Raw genomic sequence first — 16,984 nt, 5'->3', positions numbered from 1 at the left:
TCAAGAATTAAGACAGAAAAATTGAAAATAGCTTTTCATATTTTTGAGTTTTCTGGCTTAATTCCGAAGAAGCAATCGTTAAAATACCGTTTAATAGAGGTTATTTTAAGGATGTTCTGCTTCAAGAAGTAGAGTTAAAACGAAAAAAAATTTCATATACTCTGACATAAAAAAGGTTCATCATGAAACAAATTATTGTTTTCATGACGAACCTTTTTTATGATTATAATACAAGTAAATCTTCTAAATAAGTAGCTAGACCGTCTTCTTGGTTAGTCAGTTCAGTGACATCATTGGCCACACCTTTTAACTGTTCAGTACCATTTTTCATTGCAACACCCCAACCAGCATATTCTAATAACTCCAAGTCATTATGCTCATCACCAAAAGCGATCACATCTTTTTGATCAATATTCAAATAATTAGCAATACGATGAACACCTTTTGCTTTTTCAATTCCTTTAGAGACAATTTCTAAAATAGCCATCGGGCCCCCCCAAGTACGAACATCAACAAGATTACCAAATTGTCGAGTTAACTCATTGGAAACTTGTTCAGCATATCTTTTTTCAGTTCGTACAAGTAAAGAGGTAGGGTTTGTTGTTAGATTTTGAGGAGATAATAAATTTTGAGGACTAGGTTTGGTGGCAGCAAATATTTTCTCATCAAAAAAATCAAAACTATCAATAAAATAAGTTTCACGATTTTCAGCAGCAATAAAATCTAGATTTAGCTGACGTTTTTGAGCCAAAATATCAAAGACAATTTGTTTGTCAATCAATGTTTCTTTTTCATAAGCCCAATATTGATTTGGAATGTGGACTAAGGCGCCATTGAAGTTGACCATCGGTGTAGTTAACCCCAATTGTTGATAGTAATGATGACTCATTCTAAATGGACGTCCGGTAGCAATACTAACATGATGACCAGCATCCATGGCCTTTTTTAAAGTTTCTTCTGTTTTCAATGTAATCATTGAATCTTGATTTAAAGTTGTTCCATCTAAATCAATGGCAATTAGCTTTCTATTCAAAAATTTCATTCCTTTCAAAGCTGGTATTTGTTTCAGTCTAGCATATTTTTTTTAATAAACAAGAAGCAAAGTGAGAAGAGCAAATAAATTTTACAACAAAAAAGAAAACGCATTTTTGGGTTTTTTTTACAATTTTCGAGCAAAACACGAACATTAACTGTTTTTTGCTTCATTTTTTTGTTTTTTTTGTTGAAAAACGAATGAAGTGTGATTATAATTTACATTTGTTCGACACAAACGCTGATGTTTGACTTATTTCTTTTAATTGTGGCGCTTTACGTCAGAAAAAAATCAGGGAGTGGAATTTTTTTATGGAAAAATTTTTCCAATTAAAGAAAAATAATACAAATGTACCAACAGAAATAATGGCGGGGGTCACAACTTTCTTTGCAATGAGTTATATCTTATTTGTGAATCCAACCATCTTATCTGCATCTGGTATGCCGTTTCAAGCGGTGTTCTTAGCTACGATTATTGCTTCAATTATCGGGACTTTAGTGATGGGGTTATTTGCGAATGTTCCTTACGCTCAAGCGCCTGGTATGGGACTAAATGCTTTCTTTACTTTTACTGTCGTTTTTGGTTTAGGTTATTCTTGGCAACAAGCGTTAGCGATGGTTTTTATTTGTGGGATGGTAAATATTTTTATTACCGTTACAAAAATAAGAAAGCTGATTATTCATTCGATTCCTGAAAGTTTACAACATGCTATTGGTGGCGGTATTGGTATTTTTGTGGCCTATGTAGGGATTAAAAATGCTGGATTTTTATCTTTTTCTGCTGACCAAGCAGCGATTACTAGTTCGGTCGTAGAAAGTGGTAAAGCAACAAATGTAACAGTTAATGGAGGCATTGTTCCTGCTTTGGCAAACTTTAACAATGCACCGATCTTACTTGCTGTGATCGGGTTGATCCTTACAGCAATCTTGGTTGTTAAAAATGTTTGTGGAGCGATGTTGATTGGTATTGTAGTCACAACTATCTTAGGTATCTTAATGGGCGTTGTTGATTTAAGTATGATTGATTGGCAAGCGAATTCGTTAGGTAGCTCCTTTAAAGAATTAGGTACAACTTTTGGTGCAGCTTTTGGTGCAGATGGTATGCAATCATTGTTTAGTGACTCTTCAAAAATTCCACAAGTGATCATGACGATCATTGCTTTTAGTTTATCTGATACATTTGACACAATTGGAACGTTCATTGGAACAGGACGCCGTACAGGTATTTTCTCAAAAGAAGACGAAGAAGCATTAGAAGATGGTAAAGGATTCAAAACAAAAATGGATAAAGCACTTTTTGCTGATGCAATCGCTACTTCAGTAGGGGCTGTCTTTGGTACATCAAATACGACAACTTATGTGGAATCAGCTGCTGGAATTGGTGCTGGTGGTCGTACAGGCTTGACTTCTGTTGTAGTCGCTATTCTTTTTGCTTTAAGTAGTTTCTTTTCACCGCTTATTTCAATTGTTCCTAACCAAGCAACTGCTCCAGCGTTAATTTTAGTTGGGGTTATGATGATGGCTTCATTTGCTGATATCAATTGGCTTGATTTAGAAGAAGCGTTACCAGCATTCTTTGCTTCAATCTTTATGGGTTTATGTTATAGTATTTCTTACGGGATTGCTGCAGGGTTCATTTTCTACACAATCGTAAAAGTAATCAAAGGTAAAGTAAAAGAAGTGTCTATTCCACTATGGATTGTCGTTATTTTGTTTATTCTTAACTTCATCATTTTAGCAACAATATAAATTTTAGATAAAAAAAGGCTAGCAGTCATTTCCTATCCTATATAATGTTTTTCACTCTCTTCGATGTTGATCGTTGAGGGTGTTTTTTTGTCACAAAAGCGATTCATTGATAAAATTGAAATAGGCCCTTGAAAGAAGCGTTGCTACTAGTACATAGAACAAAATTTCTTCGTTTCTTGACACTAATTGCCTACTATTTCAAAAAGAGGGTATTCTAAAAAAGGCAAAAAGAGAGGAGGATGATCAATGAAGATACAATGGAAGAAAAACCTATTTGTTGCTTGGATTGGCTGTTTTTTCACGGGTGCTAGTTTTAGTTTAGTCATGCCATTTATCCCTGTTTATGTTGAGCAATTAGGTACTCCACGTGACCAAGTGGAATTATTTTCAGGATTAGCCATTTCTGTGACAGCGTTTGCTTCTGCCATTGTGGCTCCTATCTGGGGAAATTTAGCGGATCGCAAAGGTCGCAAACTGATGATGATCCGAGCGGCAGCTGGCATGACACTAACAATGGGTTCTTTGGCTTTTGTGCCCAATGCGTATTGGTTACTTGTTATGCGTTTTTTAAACGGTATTTTATCTGGCTACATACCGAATGCGACTGCCATGATTGCTTCACAAGCACCTAAAGAAAAAAGCGGTTGGGCTTTAGGAACATTGTCAACTGGTGCGATTGCTGGTAGTTTAATTGGTCCATCCATGGGGGGAGCTCTTGCTCAATGGTTTGGCATGGAAAAAGTGTTTTTGATTACTGGGGCATTGCTACTTATAACAACTCTTTTGACGATCTTTTTAGTAAAAGAAGATTTTCATCCCGTAGAAAAAAATGATATGATCAGTACGAAAGAAATTTTTTCAAAAATGAAACATTTATCAATCTTGATTGGTTTATTTATTACTACTTTAATTCTTCAAATTGGTATTACAACAATTAGTCCCATTTTAACATTGTATATTAGACAATTAAGTGGGAATGCAGGAAATATTTTATTCGTTAGTGGTTTGATTGTGTCTGTATCAGGTGTATCAGCGGTTTTTTCCTCACCAAAATTAGGGAAATTAGGCGACAAAATTGGCAATCAAAAAGTTTTATTGGCAGGTTTGATCTTATCTTTTTGCTGTTATTTTCCAATGGCGTTTGTGACTACCCCACTAGAATTAGGGATCTTGCGATTTATTCTTGGTTTTTCAACTGGCGCATTAATGCCATCTATCAACACACTTATTAGTAAAATCACACCACCAGAAGGAGTTAGCCGAATTTATAGTTATAACCAAATGTGTAGTAACTTTGGACAAGTATTTGGACCAATGGTAGGTTCAACGGTTGCTCATGCGTTTAATTATCGAGCAGTATTTATCGCGACCAGTTTATTTGTTTTATCAAATATCCTCTTGTCATTATTTAACTTCAGAAAAGTACTTCAACAACGATTATAAATGGCTAAAGCTGTTCAAAGACGAAATAATAGCGAATTTTTTGTCAAACGTTTGATTTTGTCGAAAGGGTCGATTTTTATCAAAAGGCACAAAAAAAGAGGGTGAGACGAATCTCTCCCTCGCTTGGTTTTTTATGAATGTGATGAGGCTTCTTTTTTAGGAGATGCTAATGCACCAAGTAAAATGACAATAACGCCTGCAACCAAGGAAATAATTGTTGTTAAAGTAAAATCATACGCACCGCTAGTCAGTGCACCACCAATGTAACCTACAACTTGCCCTAAAACAAATGACCAAAATAATGTTACGATATATCGCATAAAGAACACCTCTTTTCTAAGATTAGTTTACCAGATTTTTTGTGAATGTAAAGAAAGCTGGCTATAAAAAACAAGTTTTATGCATTAACAGTTCATTGTGGTAAAATAAAGAAATATAATATAAATAGAAGCGAATTTTTGCAAATGAATAGTAGTTGATATTTATACAAAGCAATCAATTTAATTGAACAGTTGTCTAATTATATAAAAGGTGGAATGGACATGTTTTTCCCACAACTTTATACAAAAACTTCTTATTCGTTATTGCAAAGTACAATCAAAATTCAAGAGTATGTGCAAGAAGCGAAAAACTTAGGCTACACCGTCTTAGGCATCACCGACCGAGATGTGTTGTATGGCGTACCGGAATTTTATCAAATATGTATCAAAGAAGGAATAAAGCCCATTGTTGGTCTCCTGCTTACGTATACATATGAAACTCAACTCTTTGATTTGTTGGTGTACGCAAAAGATGGCATTGGTTACCAACAATTAATGAAGTTGTCTAGCAAAAAAATGCTCCAAGAAAAGCTATCGCTCACCGAGTTTGATGAAACAGACCATTTGATATTCGTCATTCCGCCTCATCATTCTGTGGTTGATGAATTTGAACATAAAGATTCTTTTACAAACCATTGGGAGTCTTTAAAAAGAAAAGTGGCATCCCAAGATTTTTATGTTGGTGTGACTGAAACAATTTTTGAACAGCCCGATGGATGGCAAACTTTCTTAACAGAAAATAGGTATTCTCTGTGTGCTTTGCATCCTGTTGAGGCCTTAAGAAAAGAAGAACTATTTGCACTTGATACGATGAGGCATCTTAGAGAGGGCAGTCAACTTTCATTAGAAGAAATCAATCAACAGCAAACAGAAGAAACTACCAATTTTTTGCTTTCGGAACAAGCAATGATTCATAAATTTAATGAAGCAAAACTTAATCAGGCATTAAAAGGTGCCCAACATTTAGCCCAATCTATTTCTTTTGAATTTCAATTTCATCAAAAATTATTGCCGCATTATCCAATTCCAGATCAAAAAAAGGCAGGACCTTATCTTGATGAATTGTGTCATTCAAAACTGAAAGAACGAGTAGCAAAAATCACACCTGAATACCAAGAACGTCTTACTTATGAATTATCAATCATTCACCAAATGGGGTTTGATGATTACTTCTTAATTGTATGGGATGTGATGGCTTTTGCTCACCGCAAAAAAATTGTTACAGGGGCAGGTCGTGGATCAGCTGCGGGATCATTGGTAGCGTACCTTCTAGAGATCACAGATGTTGATCCTTTGCAATATCATTTGTTATTCGAACGTTTTTTAAATCCGGAGCGTTACACGATGCCAGATATTGATTTAGATATTCCTGATAATCGTCGTGAAGAAGTATTGGATTATGTAAGAGAAAAATATGGACAATATCATATGGCGCAAATTGCGACATTTGGAACAATGGCTGCTAAAATGGTTTTGCGAGATGTTGCCCGTGTATTTGGATTGTCACAAAGTGAAGCCAATCGATGGTCAAAAGCGATTCCAAACCAATTAAAGATGACTTTACAAGAAGCTTATCGCACATCTAAACTACTAGTGGAATTAGTCAATGCAAATGAAAAAAATCAATTGTTATTCAAAACAGCTTTGATTTTAGAAGGATTGCCAAGACATGTTTCCACCCATGCGGCAGGAGTCGTGATCAGCGATAAAAATCTTTTAGAACTTGTTCCACTGCAGAAAGGATCAGACGAAGCTTTTTTGACACAATATACAATGAATGATGTCGAAGCGATCGGTCTTTTAAAAATGGACTTTTTAGGTTTGCGAAACCTTTCGATTATTGATTATGCATTGAAAGCCATCAAGAAAGTAGAAAGAAAAGAGATTCAATTAAAGAAAATTCCATTGAACGATCCTAAAACACTACTACTTTTTCAGCAAGGAGATACGACTGGCGTCTTTCAATTTGAATCGGCGGGTATTCGGAATGTGCTAAGACGATTAGGACCAGAGACAATTGAAGATATTGCGGCAGTGAACGCGTTATATCGTCCTGGTCCTATGCAAAATATTGATACGTTTATTTCTCGTAAAAAAGGAAAAGAAAAAATCCACTATCCGGATGATTCTTTAAGACCCATTTTAAAAAATACGTATGGTGTTATCGTTTATCAAGAACAAATCATGCAGATTGCTGCGACTATGGCAGGTTTTTCTCTGGGACAATCTGATATATTGAGAAGAGCAATCAGTAAGAAGAAAAAAGAAGTGATTGATAAAGAACGAGAACATTTTGTAAATGGGGCGTTAAAACAAGGGTATTCAAAAGAAAAAGCAATTGAAGTTTATGATTACATTGAGCGTTTTGCTAATTATGGTTTTAATCGTTCCCATGCATTTGCTTATTCTTTTGTCGGATTCCAAATGGGGTACCTCAAAGAACATCATCCTGGGGCATTTTTTGTCAGTTTGATGAATGCCGTTCGTCATAACACGACAAAATTAAAAGAATATATCGCAGAAGCCCGCAAGAAAAAATTAAAATTATCAGCACCTTCGATCAACCAGAGTTATTATGGATTTGAATTGATTAATAAGACAGAAATTCGTTTTGGTTTAACGGCAATAAAAGGAGTTAGAAAAGACTTTATTGAGGATATTTTAAAAGAAAGAAAAGAAAATGGAGCCTATCAATCAGTTGATCAGTTTTTGATTCGCTTAGATAAACGTTGGTTGAAATTAGAATTGCTACAATCTTTAGTAGCTGTTGGTGTATTCGATGAATTAACACCGAACCGTAAGCAACTAATGCTTGACTTAGAAGGTAAAATCCAAAATATTATTTATAGTGGTGGCAGCTTGGAATTGTTAGGAATTATGGCATTAAAAGAAGAAGAGGTAGCCGATTACACACTAGAAGAAAAATTACAACTGGAAGAAGAATATCTAGGCGTTTACTTATCCGGTCACCCGACAGAAGGTTACGAACGATTGAAGTTAGCCAAAAAAATTCAATTAATTACCGAAATCATTCCTAAACAGATGACCAGTATCTTAGTGATGATCAAGGATATCCGTGAAATCAGAACAAAAAAAGGAGAACGGATGGCCTTTATTGAAGGAACAGATAGCAGTGGCGAAATCGCCATCACTGTTTTTCCTAAATTTTATCGTCAATTTCGTCAATTATTTACAATAAATAAAGTTATTTTTATTCAAGGAAAACCCGAAATTAGTAAATATAATCAAGAGTTACAATTGATCGGAGAAAACTTTTCTGATCCAGATGAAATGGAAAAAAAATATCCAGATCAAACATGCTATTTACGGATAAAAGAAGAGTTTGACGACCCTAAAACGATGCAGCAACTTCAAGGAATCATTCAAAACTATACAGGGTATATTCCAGTAGTGATGTATCATGAAAAAAATCAGCGTAAAGTTGTATTAGCACAAAATTATTGGGTAGATGGTAGTGAAAATTTAAAGAAACAGTTAACTAGCTTATTAGATGAAGGTAATGTTGTTTTCAAATAACTTACGGTAAAAAATACTATTTGCTTTCATTTTTTTTCATTTTTTTATCAGTAAATCAAGACAATTGAGAAAAATAATGTTAGAATGTTAGTCGTGGTTAACGTAAAGAAGGTTATAAACCTAAGTACTGCTTAGGATAAAGTAATTTAATGAGGTGAATGATTATTATGAAACGCATCGGAATTTTGACCAGTGGTGGGGATGCACCGGGGATGAATGCAGCTGTTCGCGCTGTTGTTCGTAAAGGAATTTATGAAGGATTAGAAGTATACGGAATCAATTATGGGTTTGCTGGTTTAGTTGCAGGTGACATTCGTCGTTTAGACGTTGCTGATGTAGGTGATAAGATCCAACGTGGTGGTACATTCTTGTATTCTGCACGCTACCCAGAATTTGCAACTGAAGAAGGACAATTAAAAGGTATTGAACAATTGAAAAAATTCGGTATCGAAGGTCTAGTTGTTATCGGTGGAGACGGCTCTTACCATGGAGCAATGGCATTGACAAGACGTGGCTTCCCTGCTGTTGGGGTTCCAGGAACAATCGACAATGACATTCCAGGAACAGATTTCACTATTGGTTTTGATACAGCAATCAATACAGTACTAGAATCAATCGACCGTATCCGTGACACAGCGACTTCACATGTACGTACTTTCGTCATTGAAGTAATGGGACGTAATGCAGGCGATATCGCATTATGGTCAGGTGTTGCCGGCGGGGCAGATGAAATTATTATTCCTGAACATGATTTTGATATGGCATCTGTTGCTAAAAAAATCCAAGAAGGCCGCGATCGTGGGAAAAAACATTGCTTAATCATTTTAGCAGAAGGTGTAATGGGCGGAAATGAATTTGCTGAAAAACTTTCTGAGTATGGTGATTATCATACACGTGTATCTATCTTAGGACACGTAGTACGTGGTGGCGCTCCAAGTGCACGTGACCGTGTATTGGCAAGTAAATTCGGTGCTTATGCTGTTGAATTACTTCAAGCTGGAAAAGGTGGATTGTGTGTAGGTATCCATGACAATGAAATCGTGGCTGCAGACATCATTGATACATTAGAAAACAATAAACATAAACCAGATTTATCACTTTATGATTTGAATAACTCACTTTCATTCTAAGATTGGAAGGATGTTATTTAAAATAAAAACTATATCTAAAGCAGATATAGCTTGTTATCTTCGGTATTTAGGCTTTAAATGGCTTTAAATAAACAAAATTGAATGGGAGAGTTTTGTAAAATGAAAAAAACTAAAATCGTTAGTACATTAGGACCAGCAAGTAATTCAGTAGAAATTATTTCTCAATTAATTGAATCTGGGGCAAATGTCTTCCGTTTCAACTTTTCACATGGTGATCATGAAGAACAATTATCACGTATGACAATGGTTCGTGAAGCGGTTAAAAAAACAGGTAAAGATGTAGGTATTCTTTTAGATACAAAAGGTGCTGAAATTCGTACGACTGTTCAAGGAACAACAGAAGCTGATTTTGGTCGCGCAGGCTACATCAAATTTGAAGTAGGCGACAAAACTCGTATCTCAATGGATCCTGAACACGTGGGTTCAAAAGAAAAAATTGCTGTTACTTACCCAGGATTATTTGAAGATGTTCATGTAGGTGGACATATTTTATTTGATGATGGTTTGATTGATATGCAAATCATTGAAAAAGATGAAGCAACTCGTGAATTAGTTGTAGAAGTGAAAAATGCAGGTATGCTAGGGTCACGTAAAGGTGTAAATGCACCTGGTGTTTCAATCAGCTTACCAGGTATTACACCAAAAGATGCAGATGATATCCGTTTTGGCTTGGACAATGATATTGACTTTATCGCTGCAAGTTTTGTTCGTAAAGCACAAGACGTTTTAGATATCCGTGAAATTTTAGAAGAGAAAAACATGACACATGTTCAAATCTTCCCTAAAATTGAATCACAAGAAGGTATTGATAACATTGATGAAATTATTAAAGTTTCAGACGGTGTTATGATCGCTCGTGGTGACATGGGTGTTGAAATTCCAGCTGAATTAGTACCAATGGTTCAAAAACGTATCATCAAAAAATGTAATGCAGCGGGTATCCCAGTAATTACAGCAACACAAATGTTGGAATCTATGCAAGAAAATCCACGTCCAACACGTGCAGAAGCATCTGACGTTGCTAATGCTGTATTTGATGGAACAGATGCAACTATGCTATCAGGTGAATCAGCAAATGGTGACTACCCAGTTGAAGCTGTTGCAACAATGGCTCGTATCGACCAACAAGCTGAAAATGCATTGTCAGAATTAGGAACTTTCCAATTAAATGAATTTGATAAAACTGATGTAACAGAAACAATCGGTTTATCTGTTGCTCGTGCTGCTAAAAACTTAGGCGTGAAAACAATCGTTGCTGCCACTGAGTCTGGTTACACAGCTAAAATGATCTCTAAATACCGTCCAGATGCTGATATCTTGGCTGTAACATTTGACGAACGTACAAAACGTGGTTTGATGCTTAACTGGGGTGTTTACCCAACTGTTGCTGACAAACCATCAACTACTGACGAAATGTTTGAATTAGCTGCACAAAAAGCAGTTGAATTAGGCTTTGCTTCAGATGGTGATTTGATCTTGATCACAGCTGGTGTACCAGTTGGTGAACGCGGAACAACAAACGTGATGAAAATTCAAATGATTGGTTCAAAATTATTAGAAGCTCAAGGTGTTGGACAAAAATCAGTGGTTGCTAATGCAGTTGTTGCATCATCAGCTGAAGAGGCAATCAAAAAAGCAAAAGACGGCATGATTTTAGTCGTTCCAACAACAGATAAAGAATATATGCCTGCAATTGAAAAAGCAGCAGCAGTAATCGTTGAAGAAGGTGGATTAACTTCACATGCAGCTGTTGTAGGGATTGCTCAAGATATTCCTGTTATCGTTGGTGCAAAAGAAGCAACTTCAACAATTATTGATGGTGAATTAATCACTGTTGATTCACGTCGTGGTATTGTATACCGTGGCGAAACAACAGCTATCTAATTCATATTTAGCTAATAATAAAGAAAACGGGTAGGACATCTGTCTTATCCGTTTTTTGCTTTATAGAAAAAAGAAACATTCATTTTATGTCAAAGGACTCATGAAAGGTTTTAATGAATCGCTTTAGTTGGTTCTTGTTTTTTATAGTAATTCATTCCTTGCGTTACAATAACAAATGAATGGAAAATAATCACATGATTGACAGTTTAAAAGCAGAAATAAAAAAGAAAGACTGCTAGTAAACCAGAAGTATTTCTTGTGTAATGTTGGAAAACTTGCTAGTAAAATCGAAAAAATAATTGAATGAAAGAAAAAATTGGAAAATACAAAGTATAATAAAAATGGCATCTGCTAATAAATGTCTTATTGTTTTTTTATGAAGTGGAAGGTGTCAAGAAAATTTCATTGACAATGACGTTTTTGCCCTGTATAATTGCTTTTGTTGCTTAGGAGTGATGAAAAATGAAATGGTCTTTACTAGAATTGAGAAAATACCAAGAGACACCGTTAACTTTTCATGAGACCCTTGATCTTAAAGCGGATCTTATGAAGCGAGACAATTTGATATTAGATGTTATGCCTGTTGTAGTCAAAGGGTTAGTCTCAGTTGATAAAAAAGGCTATCTCGTTCATTACACTGTGCAGACGACTCTGACTGTTCCATCTACTCGTTCACTAGAACCTGTTGAATTACCAATGGATTTTACTGTAGATGAACTGTTTATGACAAAAGAACAGTACCAACTCAGAGACGACCAATTGGCTACAGAAGAGATTTTGTTGATCGAAGAGGCAAAACTTGATCTGACAGCGTCAATTGAAGACAACATTTTATTGGCAATTCCAATGCGTGTATTAACAGCGGAAGAAGAACAAGCTACTGAGCTACCAAAAGGAACAGATTGGGAAGTTATTTCTGAAGAAGAATACGAACGCAGAAAAAAAGAAGATGCCGAGACAAAAGTAGATCCTCGTCTTGCAAAATTATCGGAACTTTTTGATTCATCAAATGAAGACGATAAAGCGTAAGATTGGAATATATTGTATCATTTATGATGCAAGACTTTACAAGGAGGTGTAGCAAAATGGCAGTACCAGCTAGAAGAACATCAAAAGCTAAAAAAGCAAAACGTCGTACACACTACAAATTGACAATCAAAGGACTAAACGAATGCTCAAACTGTGGTGAAATGAAAAAAAGCCATCACGTATGTGCAAATTGTGGTCACTACGATGGCAAGGACGTCATGTCTAAAGAAGCTTAATACATTTTAATTAGGAAATGTAAAACCTCAAGGCTAACCATGGAGCCTTGAGGTTTATTTTTTTCACATAAATTGATTAATTAGCTTATATTATAGGTTGATAAGAAGGACTATTTTGAAGCAAACAAAAAAAGATGTACTTCTTTGGTTTGCAATAAAGCCATGTTAAGCTATAATGAGAGAGATTAGGGAGAACATCCCAAATGTAGGAGGAGTTCATATGTCAAAACAACAAATCGGCGTTGTCGGTATGGCCGTGATGGGTAAAAATTTAGCCCTAAATATTGAAAGCCGAGGCTATTCAGTTGCCTTATTCAACCGTACTGGTTCAAAGACAACGGATGTGGTGGAAGAACACCCAGACAAAAATTTCAAAGCAACCTATACCATCGAAGAGTTTGTGGATTCAATCGAAAAACCACGTCGCATCCTTTTGATGGTCAAGGCTGGTCCTGCTACGGATGCAACCATCCAAGAATTACTTCCTCATTTAGATAAAGGAGATATTTTGATTGACGGTGGAAACACATTCTTCAAAGATACGATTCGTCGTAATGAAGAGCTGGCTAACTCTGGTATCAACTTTATCGGCACTGGTGTGTCTGGTGGGGAAGAAGGCGCATTAAAAGGGCCATCTATTATGCCTGGTGGTCAAAAAGAAGCATATGAGTTGGTTGCGCCAATCTTAGAACAAATCTCTGCTAAAGCAGAAGACGGCGCCCCATGTGTAGCATATATTGGGCCAAATGGAGCTGGACATTATGTAAAAATGGTGCATAATGGAATTGAATACGGTGATATGCAATTAATTGCTGAATCTTATGACTTGATGAAAAATATTTTAGGTTTGTCAGTTGAAGAAATGGCAGAGATCTTTAATGAATGGAATCAAGGGGAATTAGACAGTTATTTAATTGAAATTACTGCAGATATTTTGACAAGAAAAGATGATGAAGGCACTGGACAACCAATTGTGGATGTTATCATGGATGCCGCTGGTAACAAAGGAACTGGAAAATGGACCAGTCAAAGTGCGTTAGACTTAGGTGTGCCTCTTCCTTTGATCACTGAATCTGTATTTGCTCGCTACATTTCTGCTTATAAAGAAGAACGGGTACAAGCAAGCAAAATCTTGTCTCATACAAATGACTTCACTTTTACTGGAGATAAAAAAGAACTAATTGAAAAAATCCGTGAAGCATTGTACTTCAGCAAAATTATGAGTTATGCACAAGGATTCGCTCAATTACGTGTTGCTTCAAAAGAGTATGATTGGGCACTACCTTTTGGAGAAATTGCAAAAATTTGGCGTGCTGGCTGTATCATCCGTGCTCGTTTCTTACAAAAGATTACGGATGCTTACGATAAAAATCCTGATATTGAAAATCTTTTGTTGGATGACTATTTTGTTGATATCACGAATAAGTACCAACAAGCAGTAAGAGATGTAGTAGCTTTAGCTGTACAAGCGGGTGTGCCCGTTCCAACATTTTCTTCTGCTATTGCTTATTTCGATTCGTATAGAGCAAAACGTTTGCCGGCAAACATTATCCAAGCGCAACGCGATTATTTCGGTGCGCATACGTATGAACGTGTTGACAAAGAAGGTATTTTCCATTATTCATGGTACCATGAAGAATAAATGTTCAGATTAATAAGATAACGATTAAAATGAAAAGATGACAAAAGAGCTGGGGTCAACTGATGCAAGAAGACTTCAGCTCTTTTTAAAAATAGTTATCCATGATAAAATGGTTATAGATTTTTAAGCAGATTATCGGTATAATGATAGAGTTTAAAAAGCCCGTAGACAGAAAGGAAAAAGATTGATGAGTAATATTCTAATCATTGAAGATGAAAAAAACTTAGCTCGCTTTGTCGAGTTGGAATTAAAGCACGAAGGTTATAACGCTGAAGTCCATTATAATGGTCGTACCGGATTAGATGCAGCATTAAACAATGAATGGGATGCTATTTTACTAGACTTGATGCTACCAGAATTAAATGGTTTAGAAGTATGCAGACGTGTACGTCAAGTGAAAAATACACCAATTATTATGATGACTGCAAGAGATTCAGTGATCGATCGTGTTTCAGGATTAGATCATGGAGCAGATGACTACATCGTTAAGCCCTTTGCTATTGAAGAATTATTAGCTCGTTTACGCGCCTTGTTACGTCGAATTGACATTGAAGGCGACAAGAACGTTGCAAAACAAACAACGATTACTTATCGTGATTTAACAATCGAAAAAGAAAACCGCGTGGTACGGCGTGGAAGTGAAGTGATCGAATTAACAAAACGTGAATACGAATTGTTACTTACTTTGATGGAAAATGTCAATGTAGTATTAGCACGTGACGTTTTACTAAATAAAGTATGGGGATATGAAACAGAAGTTGAAACAAACGTTGTAGATGTGTACATTCGTTACCTTCGCAATAAAATTGATGTTCCAGGAGAAGAAAGCTATATCCAGACAGTCCGTGGAACAGGGTACGTGATGCGCTCGTGATAAAACCGAAAAAATCTGAAAAAAGAGAACTTAAAGGTCCCTCCTTGACAATCAAGTGGGCCTTTGCAAGTTCTTTCTTTATATTCGTAGTTTTTACTATTTTTGCAGTCATTACGTATAAGTCATCCATCAATTTAATTGTCGCAAAAGAAAGAAACAATGACGAACGAACGATTTCTAAAGTCGCTTCTCGTTTAGCTAATTCAAATGAAGAATTGACACTAGTCAATACGTATCGAAATTTGACCAATGCCAAAAATAATACTAGCATAAGTGATACCTCCATCATTGAAGGTAACTTGATGAAAATAGATTCTTTTATTTCTGAATTAGGCCAATCATCAATGGATTTATACGTTTATAACCTAGATGAAAAATTGATATTTAAAACACATGAGACAGACCGTTCCTTAATTCAAACAGCTAGAAAAGTTCCGACGATCGTTACTTTAGATGGGAAAACAGGTTTTCTTTCTGTTCAACCGATTTATTCAAAAGAGACAAGAGAAAAAATAGGCTATGCACAAAGCTTCTATGAATTATCCTCTTTTTATGATATTCGGAATAAATTATTACTGACATTAATTGTATTAGAAGTTGTTTCACTGATTTTAAGTAGTATCCTAGGTTTCTTTTTATCTTCTTATTTCTTGAAGCCATTAAAAGTACTAAGAGACACAATGGATACCATTCGTAAAGATCCACAATCAGATATCCATATGCCGAAAATCGATACAGATGATGAGTTGGCAGACCTTGCAGAAATATTTAATGAGATGCTTGATCGGATGCGCCTTTATATTGAACAACAAGAGCAATTTGTTGAAGATGTCTCACATGAATTAAGGACACCTGTAGCTATTATCGAAGGTCATCTGAGTTTATTGAATCGCTGGGGAAAAGACGATCCAGAAATATTAGAAGAATCACTGACCGCTAGCATGCAAGAAATTAGTCGAATGAAAAGTTTAGTACAAGAAATGCTTGATTTATCTAGAGCAGAACAAGTAGATATGCATTATACAAATGAAACGACACTGGCTAAAGAAGTCACTTATCAAGTATATAATAATTTTAAAATACTGTACCCCGATTACATCATTACCTTGGATGATGATTTAACCAAGGAAGTGACACTGCAGATTTATCGCAATCATTTTGAACAGCTGATCATTATTATCTTGGACAATGCGGTGAAATACTCGACCAATAGAAAAGAAGTGCATATCTCTATTTCTTCTACATTGAGTGAATTTGAGATAGCCATTCAAGATTTTGGTGAAGGCATTCCACAAGAAGACCTCAATAAAATTTTCAATCGTTTTTACCGTGTAGACAAAGCAAGAGCACGAACTAAAGGTGGGAATGGCTTAGGGTTATCGATAGCAAAACAGCTCGTTGAAAATTACAAAGGGCGAATCAATGCAGAGAGTGTTGTGGGACAAGGAACCATTTTTAGGATTTTTATTCCCATCGTGAAGGAAGAAAACAAGTAAAGAAGACGACTTTACTTGTTTTTTTATGCCATTTTTTCTTAAAAAGACCAATCGGCATTTAACCTCCTGGTGCATAGTTGAAAAACGAGATGTAAATAACCGAACTATCTAGTGATAAATAAAACAAAAAGCATCATAAAAATAATAAAAAAACGTAAAAAAGGCTATTATATCAATTAATATTCGCCTTTTGAAATAATAGCGAAAAATATGTTTTTTACTATTGCATTTTTCTTGAGTCCTTGATATATTATTATTTGTTCTAATAAAGTGTGATTGTAATTCACATAAACTTTTGTAAAAAACAGGTTGACGTTGAAAAACGAACATGTTATAATAACGAAGTCGCTTGAATGAAATCGCACTTGAAGCATTGAAATATCAACGGAAAAGTTGTTGACAAATAACTAGAGAGATGATAAACTTATCAAGTCGCTAAGGACGGAAAAACAACTCGGTGAAAAAACTTTTGAAAAAAGTTCTTGACATAATCTTAAGGGAATGTTAAGATATAAGAGTTGTTGAAACAAAAAGAATGAGACCTTTGAAAACTGAACAAAGCAAAGACAAACCAAATGTGTAGGGCGTTTT

Annotated in this window: 12 protein-coding genes; 10 read left to right on the top strand and 2 right to left on the bottom strand. The window is 35.5% G+C overall.

What is annotated here, in order from left to right; genetic code table 11:
• Positions 1 to 223: 223 nt before the first annotated feature.
• Positions 224 to 1,033 (bottom strand): Cof-type HAD-IIB family hydrolase, encoded by an 810-nt coding sequence (locus EVI01_RS04780; RefSeq protein WP_010751352.1) that lies wholly within the window; start codon positions 1,031 to 1,033, stop codon positions 224 to 226.
• A gap of 311 nt (positions 1,034 to 1,344) precedes the next feature.
• Between EVI01_RS04780 and EVI01_RS04775 the strand changes: the two genes are divergently transcribed.
• A complete protein-coding gene (locus tag EVI01_RS04775; RefSeq protein WP_010751351.1) occupies positions 1,345 to 2,781 on the top strand; it encodes an NCS2 family permease in 1,437 nt (478 codons plus the stop codon).
• Between the two features lie 246 nt (positions 2,782 to 3,027).
• Positions 3,028 to 4,224, top strand: coding sequence for a multidrug efflux MFS transporter (locus tag EVI01_RS04770; RefSeq protein ID WP_010751350.1), 1,197 nt, complete (start codon positions 3,028 to 3,030; stop codon positions 4,222 to 4,224).
• A gap of 131 nt (positions 4,225 to 4,355) precedes the next feature.
• On the opposite strand, the gene EVI01_RS04765 is transcribed toward EVI01_RS04770, so the two are convergent.
• Positions 4,356 to 4,544: a YjzD family protein gene (locus EVI01_RS04765; RefSeq protein WP_010751349.1), complete on the bottom strand. Its 189-nt coding sequence runs from the start codon at positions 4,542 to 4,544 to the stop codon at positions 4,356 to 4,358.
• A 222-nt stretch (positions 4,545 to 4,766) separates the two neighbouring features.
• Here EVI01_RS04765 and dnaE point away from each other — a divergent pair, with 222 nt between their 5' ends.
• The 8 genes from dnaE (at position 4,767) to EVI01_RS04725 (ending at position 16,393) form a co-directional block, all read left to right on the top strand.
• Positions 4,767 to 8,081 (top strand): DNA polymerase III subunit alpha, encoded by a 3,315-nt coding sequence (gene dnaE, locus EVI01_RS04760; RefSeq protein ID WP_010751348.1) that lies wholly within the window; start codon positions 4,767 to 4,769, stop codon positions 8,079 to 8,081.
• Positions 8,082 to 8,248: 167 nt separating this feature from the next.
• The gene (gene pfkA / locus EVI01_RS04755; protein ID WP_010751347.1) at positions 8,249 to 9,211 is read left to right on the top strand and encodes a 6-phosphofructokinase; all 963 of its coding nucleotides are present in this window, start codon (positions 8,249 to 8,251) and stop codon (positions 9,209 to 9,211) included.
• A gap of 120 nt (positions 9,212 to 9,331) precedes the next feature.
• Positions 9,332 to 11,116 carry a pyruvate kinase gene (gene pyk / locus EVI01_RS04750; RefSeq protein ID WP_010751346.1) on the top strand — a complete coding sequence of 595 codons (1,785 nt, stop codon included), beginning with the start codon at positions 9,332 to 9,334 and terminating at the stop codon, positions 11,114 to 11,116.
• 462 nt (positions 11,117 to 11,578) lie between these two features.
• Positions 11,579 to 12,145 carry a YceD family protein gene (locus EVI01_RS04745; protein WP_010751345.1) on the top strand — a complete coding sequence of 189 codons (567 nt, stop codon included), beginning with the start codon at positions 11,579 to 11,581 and terminating at the stop codon, positions 12,143 to 12,145.
• Between the two features lie 56 nt (positions 12,146 to 12,201).
• Positions 12,202 to 12,381: a 50S ribosomal protein L32 gene (gene rpmF / locus EVI01_RS04740; RefSeq protein ID WP_010751344.1), complete on the top strand. Its 180-nt coding sequence runs from the start codon at positions 12,202 to 12,204 to the stop codon at positions 12,379 to 12,381.
• A 220-nt stretch (positions 12,382 to 12,601) separates the two neighbouring features.
• Entirely contained in the window at positions 12,602 to 14,023 is a 1,422-nt protein-coding gene (gene gnd / locus EVI01_RS04735) for an NADP-dependent phosphogluconate dehydrogenase (protein WP_010751343.1), read from the top strand.
• Positions 14,024 to 14,210: 187 nt separating this feature from the next.
• A complete protein-coding gene (locus EVI01_RS04730) occupies positions 14,211 to 14,897 on the top strand; it encodes a response regulator transcription factor (RefSeq protein WP_005875038.1) in 687 nt (228 codons plus the stop codon).
• On the top strand, positions 14,894 to 16,393 hold the full coding sequence (locus tag EVI01_RS04725; RefSeq protein WP_010751342.1) for a HAMP domain-containing sensor histidine kinase: 1,500 nt from the start codon (positions 14,894 to 14,896) through the stop codon (positions 16,391 to 16,393). Before EVI01_RS04730 ends, EVI01_RS04725 begins: the two co-directional genes overlap by 4 nt.
• Positions 16,394 to 16,984 lie beyond the last annotated feature (591 nt).

Source organism: Enterococcus villorum (assembly GCF_007990225.1).
Taxonomy (GTDB): Bacteria; Bacillota; Bacilli; order Lactobacillales; family Enterococcaceae; genus Enterococcus_B; species Enterococcus_B villorum.
The sequence above is the reverse complement of the archived record's forward strand: the minus strand, read 5'-3'. Positions and strand labels throughout refer to the sequence as shown.